The sequence below is a fragment of the Cupriavidus sp. GW822-FHT02D05 genome (assembly GCF_058802485.1).
In genome coordinates this window covers 319,414-333,496 of the sequence record NZ_JBXAOE010000004.1, presented here as the reverse complement: position 1 = coordinate 333,496, position 14,083 = coordinate 319,414, and the positions used below count along the sequence as shown (strand labels likewise).

Here is a 14,083-nt window from a genome sequence, read left to right as displayed (position 1 = left end):
CGTGGCTCAGGCTGCGGCGGCCACGCGCCCGGCTTCCACCAGCGGCTCGTTGAACACATCGTAACCGAAGCACCAGTCCGGGTTCTCGTTGGTGCGCAGCCACGTGTTGTTGTGTGAAACCAGTTGCACCTTGCCGGCACGCTCGGCGCGGTTGGCTTCGTACAGCGAGAACGCGGCGCTGAAGTCCGACAGCCCGGTTTGCTGCAGGCAGCGGGTCAGCATGGCCGCGTCTTCGATGGCCATGGCCGCGCCCTGCGCCATATGCGGCTTCATCGGGTGGCAGGCGTCTCCCAGCAGCACCAGGCGGCCGCGGCTCCATACCGGCAGCGGATCGCGCTCCAGCAGCGGCCACTTGGTCACTTCCACGGTGCCTTCAATCAGCGATTGCACGCCTTCGTGCCAGCCGTCGAACGCAGCGCGCATTTCCTCGATGCTGCTGGGCAGCCAGCTCTTGGTCATGTCCCAGGTGGGCTCGGGCACACCGGTGACGTAGTAGATCTCGTCAAGCTTGCTGGTGTCGAAGTACACCATCATATGGCGATCGTCGGACCACCACTTGGTGCAGCGGTCATGGGTGAAGCCCTTGACACGCGCGATCGGGAACACGGCGCGGTGCGCCACGTAGCCGGTGTACTTGGGCGGCTCAGCGCCCAGCAGTGTCTCGCGGATGCGGGAGTTCACGCCGTCCGCGCCGATCACGATGTCGGCTTCGTCCACCGTGCCGTCGGCAAACGTCAGGCGCACCACATGGCCCAGGTCTTCCACACCGGCCAGTTTCTTGTCGAACAGCAGCGTGCCGGGGGCCACCGCCTCGGTCAGCAGGGCGTGGAAATCGCCACGGTGCACGGTCAGGTAGCTGGCGCCGTAATGCGACAGCGCGTAGCGCCCAAGCGGGATCTGGGCGATCACTTCGCCGCTTTGCCAGTCGCGGCTGTACCAGTAGTCCGGGTGGCAGCCCATGTCGTTGAGCGCATCTTCGAGGCCGATCCTGCGCATGACCTTCATCACATTGGGCCCGACGTGGATGCCGGCGCCCAGGCGCGAGAACGCCGGAGCCTGCTCATACAGCTTGACTTGGAATCCGGCGCGCTGCAGCAGGGCGGCCGCGACCGTCCCCCCCAGTCCGGCGCCAATCACTGCGATCCGTGGTTTGCCTTGCACGATATTTCTCCTGGCGGTGTGATGTGGGTCTGAAGTGGCCGTCTGGCCAATCGGTAAATCTAGTGTACACACGAGAAATTTGCTTGTAAAGAAATGACATGCCACCCCTATGGAAAACCCTTATGCCAAAGTGGATTCCCCGCGTTAATGCCCATAGACCGTGAAATCAAGCACCATATGAGGGGTTGATTCATGAAGTGGGCACTGAAATCGTGCGCCGTGCCCGGTCTAACGTCTTGTTGTGAAAATATCGTGTGTACACTACAATCGTTCGCAGGACACGGAGACCGATGAAGGCTCCGGTCCGGCCGTGCAGGGCGCTTCTCCGCCAGGATGGGCGCCAGGGCGGGTGGACAGAACAGACAGATGACGGAGTCGACAGTGCAGAAAATTTTCCGTATCGGCCAGATCGTGCCGAGCTCGAACACCACCATGGAAACCGAGATCCCGGCGATGCTGACGTTGCGCCAGCAGGTGCGCCCCGAACGCTTCACCTTCCATTCCAGCCGCATGCGCATGAAGAAAGTGGTCAAGGAAGAGCTGGCGGCCATGGACGCCGAGTCCGACCGCTGCGCGCTGGAACTGAGCGACGCCCGCGTCGACGTGCTGGGCTACGCCTGCCTGGTGGCCATCATGGCGATGGGCCACGGCTACCATCGCGTCTCTGAAAAGCGCCTGCAGGCCCATACCGCCGCCAACGGCGCTGACGCGCCCGTGATCACCAGCGCCGGCGCGCTGATCGACGCGCTCAAGGTCATCGGCGCCAAGCGCATCGCCGTGGTTGCGCCGTACATGAAGCCGCTGACCGAGCTGGTGGTGGACTACATCCGCAACGAAGGCTATGAAGTGGTGGACTGGCGCGCGCTGGAAATCCCCGACAACCTCGAAGTGGGCCGCCACGACCCCGCCAGGCTGCCTGGCATCGTCGCGCAGATGAACACCAAGGATGTGGATGCCATCGTGCTGTCTGCCTGCGTGCAGATGCCGTCCCTGCCGGCGGTGGCCAAGGTGGAAGCCATGACCGGCAAGCCGGTCATCACCGCGGCCATTGCCACCACCTACGCCATCCTCAAGCAGCTCGACCTGGAGCCGGTCGTGCCCGGCGCGGGTGCGCTGCTGTCAGGTGCCTATTGATCACGTCTTCGGTAAAGGAAGCCCAGCAATGAGCGAGTTTCTCCAAGGCGGCAACGTGTTCGCCAATGGCATCCGCCAGCATTACCTGCGCTACGGCGGCAGCACCGGCGCGCGCGCGCAACGCGATGCCATGGTGATCGTGCCCGGCATCACCAGCCCGGCGGTCACCTGGGGCTTTGTCGGCGAGCAGTTCGGCAAGCACTTCGATACCTATATCCTGGATGTGCGTGGACGTGGCCTGTCCGAGACCGGCGATGCGCTGGACTACGGCCTGGACGCGCAGGCGGCGGATGTGGTCGCCTTTGCGCACGCGCTCGGCCTGGCGCGCTATGCCATCGTTGGCCATTCCATGGGCGCGCGCATCGGCATTCGCGCCGCGCGCGGCAATCCGGCCGGGCTGACCCGGCTGGTGATGGTGGACCCGCCCGTCTCCGGCCCGGGACGGCGCGCCTATCCCTCGCAGCTGCCGTGGTACGTGGATTCCATCCGCCTGGCGCGCCAGGGCATCGATGCCGAAGGCATGCGCCGCTTCTGCCCGACCTGGACAGATGAGCAGTTGCGCCTGCGCGCCGAGTGGCTGCACACCTGCGACGAGCGCGCCATCGTCACGAGCTTCGAGGACTTCCACCGCGATGACGTGCATGCCGACATGCCGTCGGTACGGGTTCCCACGCTGCTGATGGTGGCCGGCCGCGGCGACGTGATCCGCGCCGAAGACATCGAGGAAATTCGCGGTTTGCTGCCTGCCGTGCAGCTTGCGCGCGTGGCGGATGCCGGCCACATGATCCCGTGGGACGACGAGGCGGGTTTCTACCGCGCCTTCGGCGATTTCCTCGGTGCGCCGCTGCTGCAGGACCAGGCTGCCGCCTGAGCTGCCTGCTTCACCAGAAAGGAGAACACATGCCAGTAAGCGATCACGACCTGACCCAGGCATGGCGCCAGGTGCTCATCCTGTCAAAACTGAAGCCGGGCCAGACGGTCACGGTGCTGACAGGCGCCGCCACGCATCCGCAAACGCTGCGCACGGCGCAGATGGCGGCCACCGCGATGGGCGCCATCGTCAACCGGCTGGACCTGCCGCCCGTCAACGCAGACAAGGCGCTCAGCCGCGACGCGCTGGCTTATCTCGGCACTACGCCGCTGACCGGCAACCCGGCCGCCATCGCCGCGCTCAAGGCCAGCGACCTGGTGCTGGACCTGATGACGCTGCTGTTCTCGCCCGAGCAGCACGAGATCCTCTCCGGCGGCACCAAGATCCTGCTGGCCGTGGAGCCGCCCGAGGTGCTGGTGCGGCTGGTGCCCACCGAAGGGGACCGCACCCGCGTGAAAGCCGCCACCGCGCGGCTGGCGCGCGCGCGGGAGATGCACATCACGTCGGATGCCGGCACCGACCTGCGCTGCGCGCTGGGCGAGTTTCCCGCCATCAGCGAGTACGGCTTTGTCGATGAGCCGGGCCGCTGGGACCACTGGCCAAGCGGCTTCGTGCTGACCTGGCCGGACGAGGGCGGCACCAATGGGCGCATCGTGCTCGATCGCGGCGATATCCTGCTGCCGATGAAATCCTATGTGCAGGAGCCGATCGACATCACGGTGGAGAAGGGCTACGTCACCCGCATCGAAGGCGGCCTGGATGCCGAACTGCTGAGCGATTACATGGCCTCGTTCAACGACCCCGAGGCCTACGCCATGTCGCATATCGGCTGGGGCCTGCAGCCGCGCGCGCGCTGGTCCACGCTCGCCATGTATGACCGCGAGGCCACCATCGGCATGGATGCGCGCGCATTCGAAGGCAATTTCCTGTGCTCCTTCGGCCCGAACAACGAAGCTGGCGGCAGCCGCACCACGGCCTGCCATATCGATATCCCCGTGCGCCATTGCACGGTGCGGCTTGACGGCGAGGCGGTGGTAGAACAAGGCAAGGTGCTGGATCACGAATCCAAGGGAGCCATCCATGCATGATGAAGTGAAGACCTACCAGCGTCAGGGCTTCGGCGCCGCGCTGGAACCCAAGGCACCCTACGGCCTGCTGATCATCGATTTCGTCAACGGCTTCGCCGACCCGGCTGTCTTTGGCGGCGGCAATATCCCCCAGGCCATCGCCAGCACCGTGCCGCTGCTGGCCACGGCGCGCGAGCAGGGCTGGCCGGTGGCGCACAGCCGCATCGTGTTTGCCGACGACGACAGCGACCACAACATCTTCACGCAGAAGGTGCCCGGCCTGCTGGCCCTGAAGGAAGACAGCCACAACAGCGCCATCGTCGGGCAACTGGCGCCGCGCCCGGGTGAACTGGTGGTGCGCAAGACCGTGCCATCCGCCTTTTTCGGCACCTCGCTGGCCGCGTGGCTGAACCAGCGCGGCGTGCAGACGCTGCTGGTGGCGGGCTGCGTGACCAGCGGCTGCGTGCGCGCCAGCGTGGTCGATGCCATGTCGTACGGCTTCCGCCCGCTGGTGCTGTCCGATTGCGTGGGCGACCGCGCCATCGGGCCGCACGACGCCAACCTGTTCGACATGGCGCAGAAGAACGCGACGGTGATGCCGCGCGACGAAGCGCTGGCGATGCTGGCGCGGGCTACGGCGGCGGCTACGGCTACGGCTACGGCTTAAGGGGAAGGCATCCGGCGCTGCGCGATGACCGCCGGATGCGAGGCTCAGGCGCGCTTGGCGCGTGCCGGCTTCTTGCGGGCGGCGGGTGCCGCCGCTTCGGCTTCGGCAGGGGCCTGCCCAGCCGGGGCGATGCCAGTGCCCGGCACGCAAACCGTGCTCAGCACCGTACGCTGGATCACATCGCGCCAGTGCTCCAGCGCGGGCTTGCTCATCATGGGCTCGCCCAGGAATGCGCTGAGCGTATGATGATTCGAGTTGTAGAAGTAGCCCAGCGACGCGATCACCAGGTAGATGTCGCGGGCGAGCACATCGGGTTGGAACAGCCCGGCAGCCTTGCCGCGCGCCAGGATGCCGTCCAGCACTGACAAGGCGTAGCTGGAGATCTCCCTGAGCCGGCTCGACTTCTTGGCGTGCTTGCCCTGGCTCATGTTCTCGCTGGACAGGATGGCGACGAACTCGGGATGATCGAGGTAGTAGCCCCAGACGAAGTCGATCAACTGGGTCAGCGCGCGCACCGGATCCTCGGGGTCGAGCTTGAGCGCCTGCTCGGCCTCGTTGAGCTGGATGTAGATGGTTTCGAGCACTTCGACGAACAGCTTTTCCTTGCTGCCGAAGTAGTAATAGATCATCCGGTCGTAGGTCTTGGCCAGCGAGGAGATCTTCTCCACGCGCCCGCCTTCATAGCCGCGCAAGGCGAAGACCTTGATGGCGGCCTTGAGGATCTTGGCTCGGGTGTCCTGAGCTTGCCGGGCCCGGGTTCCGGCTGCCGCGCTTTTCTTAGCGGTCGGGGTGCTCATATGTTTGATACGTATTGCTTGTTCGAGGCTGGCAGTATAACGGCCAGGGCGGGCGGCGCCGGAATCCGGCAGTCCGCCAGCGTGCCTACCTGAGACATGGAACGAATGGAAACGACACCCGGCTCCGGACCCCGGTCCGCCTCTCTTCCCGCATCGGCGCCGATGTCCCCGGGCGCGCAGCGCGACGCCCTGCTGCAGGCGCGCGGTGTGCTGCTGGTGACGCGCGCGCCGCAAGCCGCGCCGCGGCCCGCACCTGGCCAGCCCGGCGCGGCCTCCGACTACATCGCCGCGCAGCCCGACATCTTCGTGGCGGTGCGCGACACCGGCGAGATCCTGGCCTTCAATGGGCACGTTGACCTGGGCACCGGCATCCGTACCTCGCTCGCGCAGATCGTGGCCGAGGAGCTGGAGGTGCCGGCGGCGCGTGTGGCGATGACGCTGGGCCATACCGAAGCAACGCCCAACCAGGGCCCTACCATTGCCAGCGCCACCATCCAGATCTCGGCGCTGCCGCTGCGCCGCGCGGCGGCGCAGGCCATGGCCTGGCTGCGCGAGCGCGCGGCGCAGCGTCTTGGCGTGGCGCCCGAAGCGCTGATCGCCGAAGATGGCCGCCTGCGCTTGCGCGGCGAAGGCAATGAGAACGCCGAAGGCCTGGCCTACGGCGACCTGCTGGCCGGCGAGCATATCGAGCTGCCGCTGGCCGACGCCATTGCCACCAAGCCGGTCAGCGCATACCGCGTGGTCGGGCGTGCCGCGCCGCGCGTGGACATTCCCGCCAAGGCCACGGCGCAGCTCACCTTCGTGCACGATGTGCGCGTGCCCGGCATGCTGCACGGCCGCGTGGTGCGCCCGCCCTACGCCGGGCGCGATAGCGGCGGCTTTGTCGGCACCAGCTTGCGCAGCGTCGATCGTGCGTCGATCCGCGATGTGCGCGGTGTCATTGACGTGGTGGTGCAGGGCGATTTCATCGGCGTGGTGGCGCAGCGCGAGGAGCAGGCCATGCAGGCGGCGCGCCGCCTGTGCGTGGACTGGAAGCCGGCGCCGCCGTTGCCCCCGCTCAGCGAGCCGGAAGACACCGAGGCCGCGCTGCGTGCCAATCCCGCGACACGCCGCACGCTGGTGGAAGAGGGCGATGCCCAAGGTGCCTTCGACTCCGCCGACCGGATACTGTCGCGCGGCTACACGTGGCCCTACCAGATGCACGGCTCCATCGGCCCGTCCTGCGCCGTGGCGGACTACCGCGAAGATGGCCTCACGGTCTGGTCCGGCACGCAAAACCCGCATGTGTTGCGCATCGACCTGGCGCGCCTGACCGGCCTGGACGAAGGCCGCATCGAGATCGTGCGGATGGAAGCCGCCGGCTGCTATGGCCGCAACTGCGCCGACGACGTTTGCGCCGATGCGGTGCTGCTGTCGCGCGCGGTGGGGCGCCCGGTGCGGGTGCAGCTCAGCCGCGAGCAAGAACATCTCTGGGAGCCAAAGGGGGCGGCGCAGCTGATGGACGTGCGCGGCGCCATCGGCCCCGGCGGCGAGTTGCTGGCCTACGATTTTGTCAGCCGCTATCCGTCCAACGACGCGCCCACGCTGGCGCTGTTGCTGACCGGCGTGGTCGACAACGCGCCGCGCATGCTGCAGATGGGCGACCGCACCGCGGTGCCGCCTTACCAGTACGCCGCCACGCGCATCGGTTGCGACGACACGCCAGCCATCGTGCGCGCCTCCTGGCTGCGCGGCGTGTCCGCGCTGCCAAACGTGTTCGCGCACGAGTCCTTTATCGACGAGCTCGCGCATGAGGCCGGCGCCGATCCGCTGGCGTACCGCCTGCGCCACCTGCCTGATGCGCGCGCCACCGACCTGCTGCGCGCGCTGGCGGCGCATGCCGGCTGGCGCGAAGGCGCGCGCGGCACGCGTGGCCAGCCGGACGCGGATGGGCTGCTGCGTGGGCGCGGCGTGGCCTATGCCCGCTATATCCACAGCAAATTCCCGGGCTTCGGCGCCGCCTGGGCCGCCTGGGTGGTGGACCTGACGGTCGCGCCCGATACCGGCCAGATCGTGGTGGAGCGGCTGGTGGTGGCGCAGGACACCGGCATGATGGTCAACCCCGACGGCGTGCGCCACCAGGTGCAGGGCAATGTGGTGCAGGCGCTTGGCCGCGTGCTCAAGGAACAGGTGCGCTTTGACGCCAACGGCGTGGCCAGCCGCGAATGGGGCAGCTATCCGCTGCTGACCTTTCCCGAGCTGCCGCCCATCGAAGTGCTGCTGATGCCGCGCCAGGAGGAAGCGCCGATGGGCGCGGGCGAATCCGCGTCGCTGCCGGGCGCGCCGGCCATTGCCAATGCGCTGTTCGATGCCACGGGGGTGCGGCTGCGGCGCGCGCCCTTCACGCCGGAGACGGTGCTCGCGGCGCTGGCCGGCCAGCCCGCCTGAGGCGGGCTTACTCCGGCTCGCCGTCCGGTGCGTTGCCGCGCTCGTCGCGGTCGTCGAACTCGCTCATCTTGCGCAACAGGTAGGTGATTGCCACCCGCTCGGCGGGATTGAGGTCGCCAAAAGTCTGCTCGGAGATCTTGTGCGCGAATGGCACGGTTTCCTCGATCAGTGCATGGCCGGCCGGGGTCACCGTGACCACCACCTTGCGGCGGTCGTTGGTGTCGTGCGAGACGGCCACCAGCTCGCGCGCCTTGAGACGCTCGATGATGCCGCGCACGGTGGCCTGGTCGATGGCGGTGGCTCGCACGATTTCGCTGAGCGAGCACGAGCCGCGCTCGTTGACCGCGCACATCACCACGAACTGTGCCGCGGTCAGCTGCGAGTCGGCGATGGTCTGCTGGAAGATCGCCACATGGCGCTGGTAGGCGCGCCGCAGCAGGTGCCCGACTTGCTCGGTGAAATCGTAGTCTGCGGCGGCGGGTTTTTGCGCGGCGGTCTTGCGCGCGGAGGAGTTGGGCACGATGGGCGGTCTGCAGGCATGAGATAAATGTGCCTCAGAGTATACCGAGTGGGGCCGCGCGCGGCGGGTTTTTTGCGCGCGCGGCTTCGCTCGGGTTTTGCCCCCACGCAGTGTGCGTCCCTTGGCCTGTCGCCACGGGCCGCTCGTGCTCAGGTAGCTTCGGCGTCCTCAACCTGCCGTTCACCACCACAATATGGGGCGCAGTCCTTCGGCCGGGCCGCTGCCAGCGCCTTGGGGATGGTCGCGGCCACCTGGCCAGCAACCGCCGATGCGTCGTTGCTAGCCTCGGTAAGAGGGGATCGCCGGCTCGTGGCCATATGGGCCCCGTCGGCGCACCCGTCAGGCTTGTGCATGCCTGCACAGATGGAACCTGCATGTGCCTGGATTTGCCCAAGCCTGGCGCCATCCGTGTATGGGTCAACCGGCCGCACCCCCGCGTTTGCAATGCCTGCGGCGGCACCAAGCGCCGCAAACGATGCAACGGATACGAATGCCTTCTTCAACGGTTTCATATCGTTCTCCTGCATTCAACCCACGAGAACCCCCTCCTCAGCAGGAAGTATAGGGTGCGGATGCACGCATAAGAGCTGGCCCGTCATACGAAATTGTCATGCATGCTTTCGCGGTATCGAACGCAGCACGTGAGCGCGTTTCATCATGCAGTACGCGAAGCGTGCACTTCGACGGTTACGTGCGACAGGCTCTTGAATTGCCTTAGGCGTGAGTGGTAATACTGCGGCCCGCGTTGGGGCGCATTGGTGACCACGGAGACCACGGCACTCAGGTGGCCCGGGCCAACCCGCCAGACGTGCAGGTCGACCAGCTTGTCGCCATCGGCCTCGATTGCCGCCTTGAGCTTGCCCGCCATGCGCTGGTCGGGGTTGCGATCGACCAGGATGCCGCCGGTGTCACGGATAAGGCCATACGACCAGTTGGCAATCACCAACGCGCCCACGACACCGGCAAGCGGGTCCATCCAGAGCCAGCCAAACGTCTTGGCCAGCAGCAGACCGATGATAGCCAGAACGGAGACGGCTGCATCGGCGACAACGTGGATGTAGGCGGCCCGCATGTTGTGGTCACGGTGATGCGCGCCGTGCCCATCCGCGTGGCCGTGGTCGTGCTCTTCGAATTTCACGGTGTGCTTACCGCCGGCAAGGTCGACCACCGCAGTGAAGGCATGCGGCTCGGGAATCTCGATCGCGGACTCCAGGCAGTCGGCCTTGCGCAATAACGTGAATTCCTGCCGGCTGTCGTCTGGCCGAATGGTGGTCACGGTCACTGCGTCGACCGGCAATGCCGCGTTTGTCGTTTCTGCTGTGAGGCGAAAAACCGGTGGCACGCCATCTTCGAAGATGGATAGCGAGAAGTCGCCTGCTGGCGTGGAAATATGCTGTACCTCCTCGTCGTGGTCATGCTCGTCGCCGTTCGCGTGTCCATGACCATGGCCATGGCTGTGCCCATGATGGTCGCCGCCGCTCAACAGCCAGGCACTCGCGATGTTCACCAGCAATCCGACCACTGCAATGGGAATGGCTTCGTCAAAGTGAATCGGAACGGGTGAGAAGAATCGTGCGACCGCTTCATAGGCAATCAGCAAGGCAATCATGGCCAGGATGATGGCGCTGGTGAAGCCGGCGAGGTCGCCCAGCTTGCCGGTGCCAAAGACGAAACGGGGGTCGCTGGCGTGCCGGCGCGCGTAGGTGTATGCAAGCGCGGCAATCAGCATGGCACCGGCATGCGTCGACATATGCAGCCCGTCCGCAACCAGGGCCAGTGAACCGAACACGCTGCCACCGACGATTTCGACAATCATCATCAGGGCGCAGAGGACAATCACGGCCCAGGTCTTGCGCTCGTTCTTCTCGTGCCCGGCGCCCAGGAACACGTGGTCATGGCCTGCCCCAAACGGGGCGTCATAGAAGTTGCTCATTGCTGGCTCACTTGAAGTAGCTATGCACGATTTCGATGAGTTGCTCCTTGGCGTCACCTTCGGATTCACCGTGGGCAGGTTCGGCTTCGACAAGGTGCGTGCGGATGTGGTCTTCCAGTACCACCGCCAAGAGGCCGTTCATGGCCCCGCGGCAACTCGTGATCTGCTGCAGCACGTCCACGCAACCTTGCTCCTCCTCGAGCGCGCGTTCGATGGCATCGATCTGACCCCGGATGCGGCGCACCCGGTTCAGCAACTTTTGTTTCTCGCGGATTGTGTGGCTCACGGCTTCACCTCGAATATAGTATGGGGGAGTATATATTCTTTGCCAGGCAAGATGCCAAGACCTTGCAAGCGGCCGGGTCTTGCCGGCATCGGTGAAGTGATTTCGGAATCATCAGCCGGCCACCTCGCTTGCGCCGCGGTCAAATCTGCCGAAGCGAAGCGCGAGGGTTGGTAGTACCAGCAGGTTCAGCACGGTCGAGGTGACGAGGCCGCCCAGAATGACGATCGCCATGGGCCCCTCGACCTCGTTGCCCGGCTCGCCGGACTGGAGCGCCAGTGGCAACAGGCCAAGCCCGGTGACGAGCGCTGTCATCACAATGGGTGTCAGCCGCTCAGTCGCTCCCAGCGTTGCCGTTTCCAAATTCCACGCGTGGCCCTCGACCTGCACCAGGTGCTGGTAGTGGGAGATGAGCATGAGTGCGTTGCGCAGCGTAATGCCGAACAGCGTGACGAAGCCGACCATCGACCCTAGCGACAGCAGTCCGCCCGTGGCAAATACCATCAGCGCACCACCCACCAGCGCGAACGGCAGATTTACCATGACCAGGGCCAGGCTGCGCCAGCTGCGCAGTGCCAGATAGACAAGGAGGCCGATACCCGCGGCGGCAATGGAGAAATAGACCAGCAAGTCCCGCTGTGCTTGCGCCTGGGCCTTCGCCTCGCCCGATAGGGCGAAGTAATAGCCCTTCGGAAACTTCACGTCGGCGGCAATGCGTCGCTGGGCCTCACTGACAAACTGGCCGAGCGACGGACCATTGAGATGCGCGGTCACGGTCTGCAACCGTTGGCCCCCATCGTGCAGGATGAGGTAGCGGCCTGTCGTCTGCGCGATGTCCGCAAGGCGGCTTAGCGGCACCATGACGCCGTCGCCATTCCGCAGCGGCAACTCACCAACCTGAGCCGGACTGCGACGCGATGCGCTGCCGAGCACCACCGTCACATTGAACACAGCGTTCGCCTCATAGACCTGGGCGACTTCGGCGCTCTGGTAGGCGGTCTGGATGGCCTCCATGACGTCCAGGGGTGCGAAGCCCCAGCGGGTCAACTGGTCCTGCCGCAGACGGATGGTTAGCTGGGGGATTGCAGGTGGCGACTGCACCGTCACTCCAGTTGCGCCCGGAACGGCGCCGAGCGTGCGGGACACCTGCCGCGCCAGGCCGTCCAGGATATCGAGGTCGCTGCCGAACACGTTGACGATGACCGGTGCCGTGTACCCGGAAATGGTTTCCTGGACCCGTTCGGTCAGGAAGGTTTCGGTGGCGAAGGTTACGCCGGGAAAGCCCGCCATTTTGGCCCGCAAATCGCCCAGCGTCTGTTCCTGCGCCTCCGCATCCAGGCCAGGCTTGAGGTCAATTTCGAACTCGCTATATTGCGGGCCGAAGACATCGATGCCGCGCGCGGTCCGGCCAACCCGTTGCGCCACGCTCCGTATGTTCGGCACCTCCAGTAGCGCGTGGCTGACGCGCTCCCCAATACGCAGAGATTCTTGCAACGATGTGCCCGGTGCCGCCTGCATGTGGGCGATGAAATGCCCTTCGCGCAGCTCCGGCAGGAACGCCGTGCTAAAGAAGGGCAGCGTTGCCAGGGTCGCCAGCACCAGGCCGCAAAATGCCACGATGACGGCAATCCAGTGCTGCTCAACATGGGTGAGGATGGCTGCGTAACGGCTCTTGAGCCACTGGTAGACGCGGGGCTCCTCTGCGTCGCTGGTACGGTTGGCCAGCAGTGCGTAGCACAGCGCCGGGGTCAGCGTGAGTGCGACCACCAGCGACGACATAATGGCCAGGATATAGGCTATCCCGAGTGGCGCGAACAGTTTGCCGGCAACGCCGGACAAGCTCAGCACCGGCAAAAAGATGGTGGCGACGGTAAATGTTGCGTATATCACCGCGCTTCGCACCTCGGTGGATGCGTTGACGACAACCGTGATGGCGGGCAGCGGCGTCGCCAAGTGGCGGTTTTCGCGCAGGCGACGGTAAATGTTCTCGACGTCGATGATGGCATCGTCCACCACCTCGCCAAGCGCGATGGCCAGTCCTCCTAGCGTCATCGTATTCAGCGCGACGCCGAAGTGATGCAGTACCACGACGGCGGCGAGCAGCGAGAGCGGGATGGCAGTGGCTGAGATGAAGGCGGTGCGTACGTTGAAGAGGAAGAGGAATAGGACGATGACCACGAGCCCCGCCCCCACGACGAGCGCCGTGCGCAGGTGGTCGGTTGAAGCGACGATGAAGTTGGCGGGTCTGAATATGTCAGCGTGCAACTGGATGCCGTTGGCCGCCAGCACTGGTTGTAAGGCCGCGAGCGCCACTTCGACGTTCTTGGTCACCGACACGGTATCTGCCCCATACTGGTTGCTGACCATCAGCACAACGCCCGACTGGCCCTGGACGTTGGCGCCGCTGACCGGCAATTCCTGGCCAAGTACGACCTTGCCGACATCCGCGAGCCGGACCATGGCGCCGTTCTTCTGCAGCAGGACAACCTGGCCCAACTGCTCAGCGGTCGTGGTCTGACCGACGGTATTGAGCACGATGCGCTGGTTCGGGGTTTCAAGCACGCCTGCGCCACGGATGCCTGTCGCGCGTTGCGTCGCGCTGACCACGTCATGCAGGGATAGGCCAAGCCGAACCAGCTTTTGCGGGTCGACCTGTACCTGGTATTGCTTGATTTCGCCGCCATAGATGCTCACGTCCGAGACCCCGGCACGGCTCAGCAGCCGGGGTTTAAGCGTCCATTCGGCGAAAGTGCGCAGCGCCATCGGTGAACGCGTGTCCGACGTCAGCCCTATGCCAAGCACAACGCTGGTCGCCGAGCTCAGCGGGGTCATTTTCGGCGCACGTACTCCCGCCGGCAGCTCGCCCGTGAGGGTCGCCAACTGCTCTGCCACCAACTGCCGGGCGCGGCGAATATCGGTCTGGCCATTGAACGTCAGGGTAACGACCGATACGCCCTGTATCGATTGGGACCGCATGGATTCGAGCCCGATCGAGCCGCCCAAGGCATTCTCAACGCGCTGTGTGACCAGCAGTTCGACCTGTTCGGCGGAGAGCCCGGGGGCTTCCGTCTGGACGGTAACGAGCGGTGGCGTGAATTCCGGAAAGACGTCGAGCTTGCTCTGGAACAAGGCATAGGTGCCGTAGCCGAGGAGCAGGCAGGCGAGCGCAACGATGACGCCGCGAAGGCGGACGGAGAAGTCGACAATGGAAGTCAGCATATCG

Annotated in this window: 12 protein-coding genes; 5 read left to right on the top strand and 7 right to left on the bottom strand. The window is 65.5% G+C overall.

The annotated features are described in order from the left end of the window. Positions 1–6: 6 nt before the first annotated feature. The gene (locus tag AC1RQK_RS08110) at positions 7–1,161 is read right to left on the bottom strand and encodes an FAD-dependent monooxygenase (protein ID WP_492808396.1); all 1,155 of its coding nucleotides are present in this window, start codon (positions 1,159–1,161) and stop codon (positions 7–9) included. A gap of 381 nt (positions 1,162–1,542) precedes the next feature. Here AC1RQK_RS08110 and AC1RQK_RS08105 point away from each other — a divergent pair, with 381 nt between their 5' ends. From AC1RQK_RS08105 to AC1RQK_RS08090, 4 genes are read left to right on the top strand one after another with little or no spacing between them, the layout of a single operon-like run. Next, entirely contained in the window at positions 1,543–2,295 is a 753-nt protein-coding gene (locus AC1RQK_RS08105; RefSeq protein WP_043352885.1) for a maleate cis-trans isomerase family protein, read from the top strand. A gap of 28 nt (positions 2,296–2,323) precedes the next feature. Then, positions 2,324–3,166, top strand: a complete 843-nt coding sequence (locus tag AC1RQK_RS08100; RefSeq protein WP_492374789.1) for an alpha/beta fold hydrolase — start codon at positions 2,324–2,326, stop codon at positions 3,164–3,166. Between the two features lie 29 nt (positions 3,167–3,195). Then, entirely contained in the window at positions 3,196–4,254 is a 1,059-nt protein-coding gene (locus AC1RQK_RS08095; protein ID WP_492374790.1) for a 2,5-dihydroxypyridine 5,6-dioxygenase NicX family protein, read from the top strand. Next, the gene (locus AC1RQK_RS08090) at positions 4,247–4,900 is read left to right on the top strand and encodes an N-carbamoylsarcosine amidohydrolase (protein ID WP_492374791.1); all 654 of its coding nucleotides are present in this window, start codon (positions 4,247–4,249) and stop codon (positions 4,898–4,900) included. Before AC1RQK_RS08095 ends, AC1RQK_RS08090 begins: the two co-directional genes overlap by 8 nt. A gap of 44 nt (positions 4,901–4,944) precedes the next feature. On the opposite strand, the gene AC1RQK_RS08085 is transcribed toward AC1RQK_RS08090, so the two are convergent. Beyond that, positions 4,945–5,697: a TetR/AcrR family transcriptional regulator gene (locus AC1RQK_RS08085; protein WP_183033307.1), complete on the bottom strand. Its 753-nt coding sequence runs from the start codon at positions 5,695–5,697 to the stop codon at positions 4,945–4,947. A gap of 162 nt (positions 5,698–5,859) precedes the next feature. On the opposite strand from AC1RQK_RS08085, the gene AC1RQK_RS08080 reads away from it, so the two are divergent. After that, positions 5,860–8,124, top strand: a complete 2,265-nt coding sequence (locus AC1RQK_RS08080; RefSeq protein ID WP_492374823.1) for a xanthine dehydrogenase family protein molybdopterin-binding subunit — start codon at positions 5,860–5,862, stop codon at positions 8,122–8,124. Between the two features lie 7 nt (positions 8,125–8,131). Here the strand turns inward: AC1RQK_RS08080 and AC1RQK_RS08075 are convergent, their stop codons facing one another. The 5 genes from AC1RQK_RS08075 to AC1RQK_RS08055 all read right to left on the bottom strand — a co-directional run bounded on the left by AC1RQK_RS08075 (position 8,132) and on the right by AC1RQK_RS08055 (position 14,079). Beyond that, complete coding sequence (locus AC1RQK_RS08075) at positions 8,132–8,644, bottom strand: MarR family winged helix-turn-helix transcriptional regulator (protein WP_477109347.1); 513 nt, start codon at positions 8,642–8,644, stop codon at positions 8,132–8,134. 149 nt (positions 8,645–8,793) lie between these two features. Continuing rightward, complete coding sequence (locus AC1RQK_RS08070) at positions 8,794–9,156, bottom strand: hypothetical protein (RefSeq protein WP_492374792.1); 363 nt, start codon at positions 9,154–9,156, stop codon at positions 8,794–8,796. 143 nt (positions 9,157–9,299) lie between these two features. Beyond that, positions 9,300–10,577: a CDF family Co(II)/Ni(II) efflux transporter DmeF gene (gene dmeF / locus AC1RQK_RS08065; RefSeq protein WP_492808425.1), complete on the bottom strand. Its 1,278-nt coding sequence runs from the start codon at positions 10,575–10,577 to the stop codon at positions 9,300–9,302. A 7-nt stretch (positions 10,578–10,584) separates the two neighbouring features. After that, complete coding sequence (locus AC1RQK_RS08060; protein WP_492374793.1) at positions 10,585–10,863, bottom strand: metal/formaldehyde-sensitive transcriptional repressor; 279 nt, start codon at positions 10,861–10,863, stop codon at positions 10,585–10,587. 111 nt (positions 10,864–10,974) lie between these two features. Then, complete coding sequence (locus AC1RQK_RS08055) at positions 10,975–14,079, bottom strand: efflux RND transporter permease subunit (RefSeq protein WP_492808391.1); 3,105 nt, start codon at positions 14,077–14,079, stop codon at positions 10,975–10,977. Positions 14,080–14,083: the final 4 nt, after the last annotated feature.

Excerpts from the sequence above, each read along its gene's own strand:
- AC1RQK_RS08085 (WP_183033307.1), bottom strand. The coding sequence starts at position 5,697 with ATGAGCACCCCGACCGCTAAGAAAAGCGCGGCAGCCGGAACCCGGGCC.
- AC1RQK_RS08080 (WP_492374823.1), top strand. The coding sequence starts at position 5,860 with ATGTCCCCGGGCGCGCAGCGCGACGCCCTGCTGCAGGCGCGCGGTGTG.
- AC1RQK_RS08055 (WP_492808391.1), bottom strand. The coding sequence starts at position 14,079 with ATGCTGACTTCCATTGTCGACTTCTCCGTCCGCCTTCGCGGCGTCATC.
- AC1RQK_RS08095 (WP_492374790.1), top strand. The coding sequence starts at position 3,196 with ATGCCAGTAAGCGATCACGACCTGACCCAGGCATGGCGCCAGGTGCTC.
- AC1RQK_RS08100 (WP_492374789.1), top strand. The coding sequence starts at position 2,324 with ATGAGCGAGTTTCTCCAAGGCGGCAACGTGTTCGCCAATGGCATCCGC.
- AC1RQK_RS08090 (WP_492374791.1), top strand. The coding sequence starts at position 4,247 with ATGCATGATGAAGTGAAGACCTACCAGCGTCAGGGCTTCGGCGCCGCG.
- AC1RQK_RS08070 (WP_492374792.1), bottom strand. The coding sequence starts at position 9,156 with ATGAAACCGTTGAAGAAGGCATTCGTATCCGTTGCATCGTTTGCGGCG.
- dmeF (WP_492808425.1), bottom strand. The coding sequence starts at position 10,577 with ATGAGCAACTTCTATGACGCCCCGTTTGGGGCAGGCCATGACCACGTG.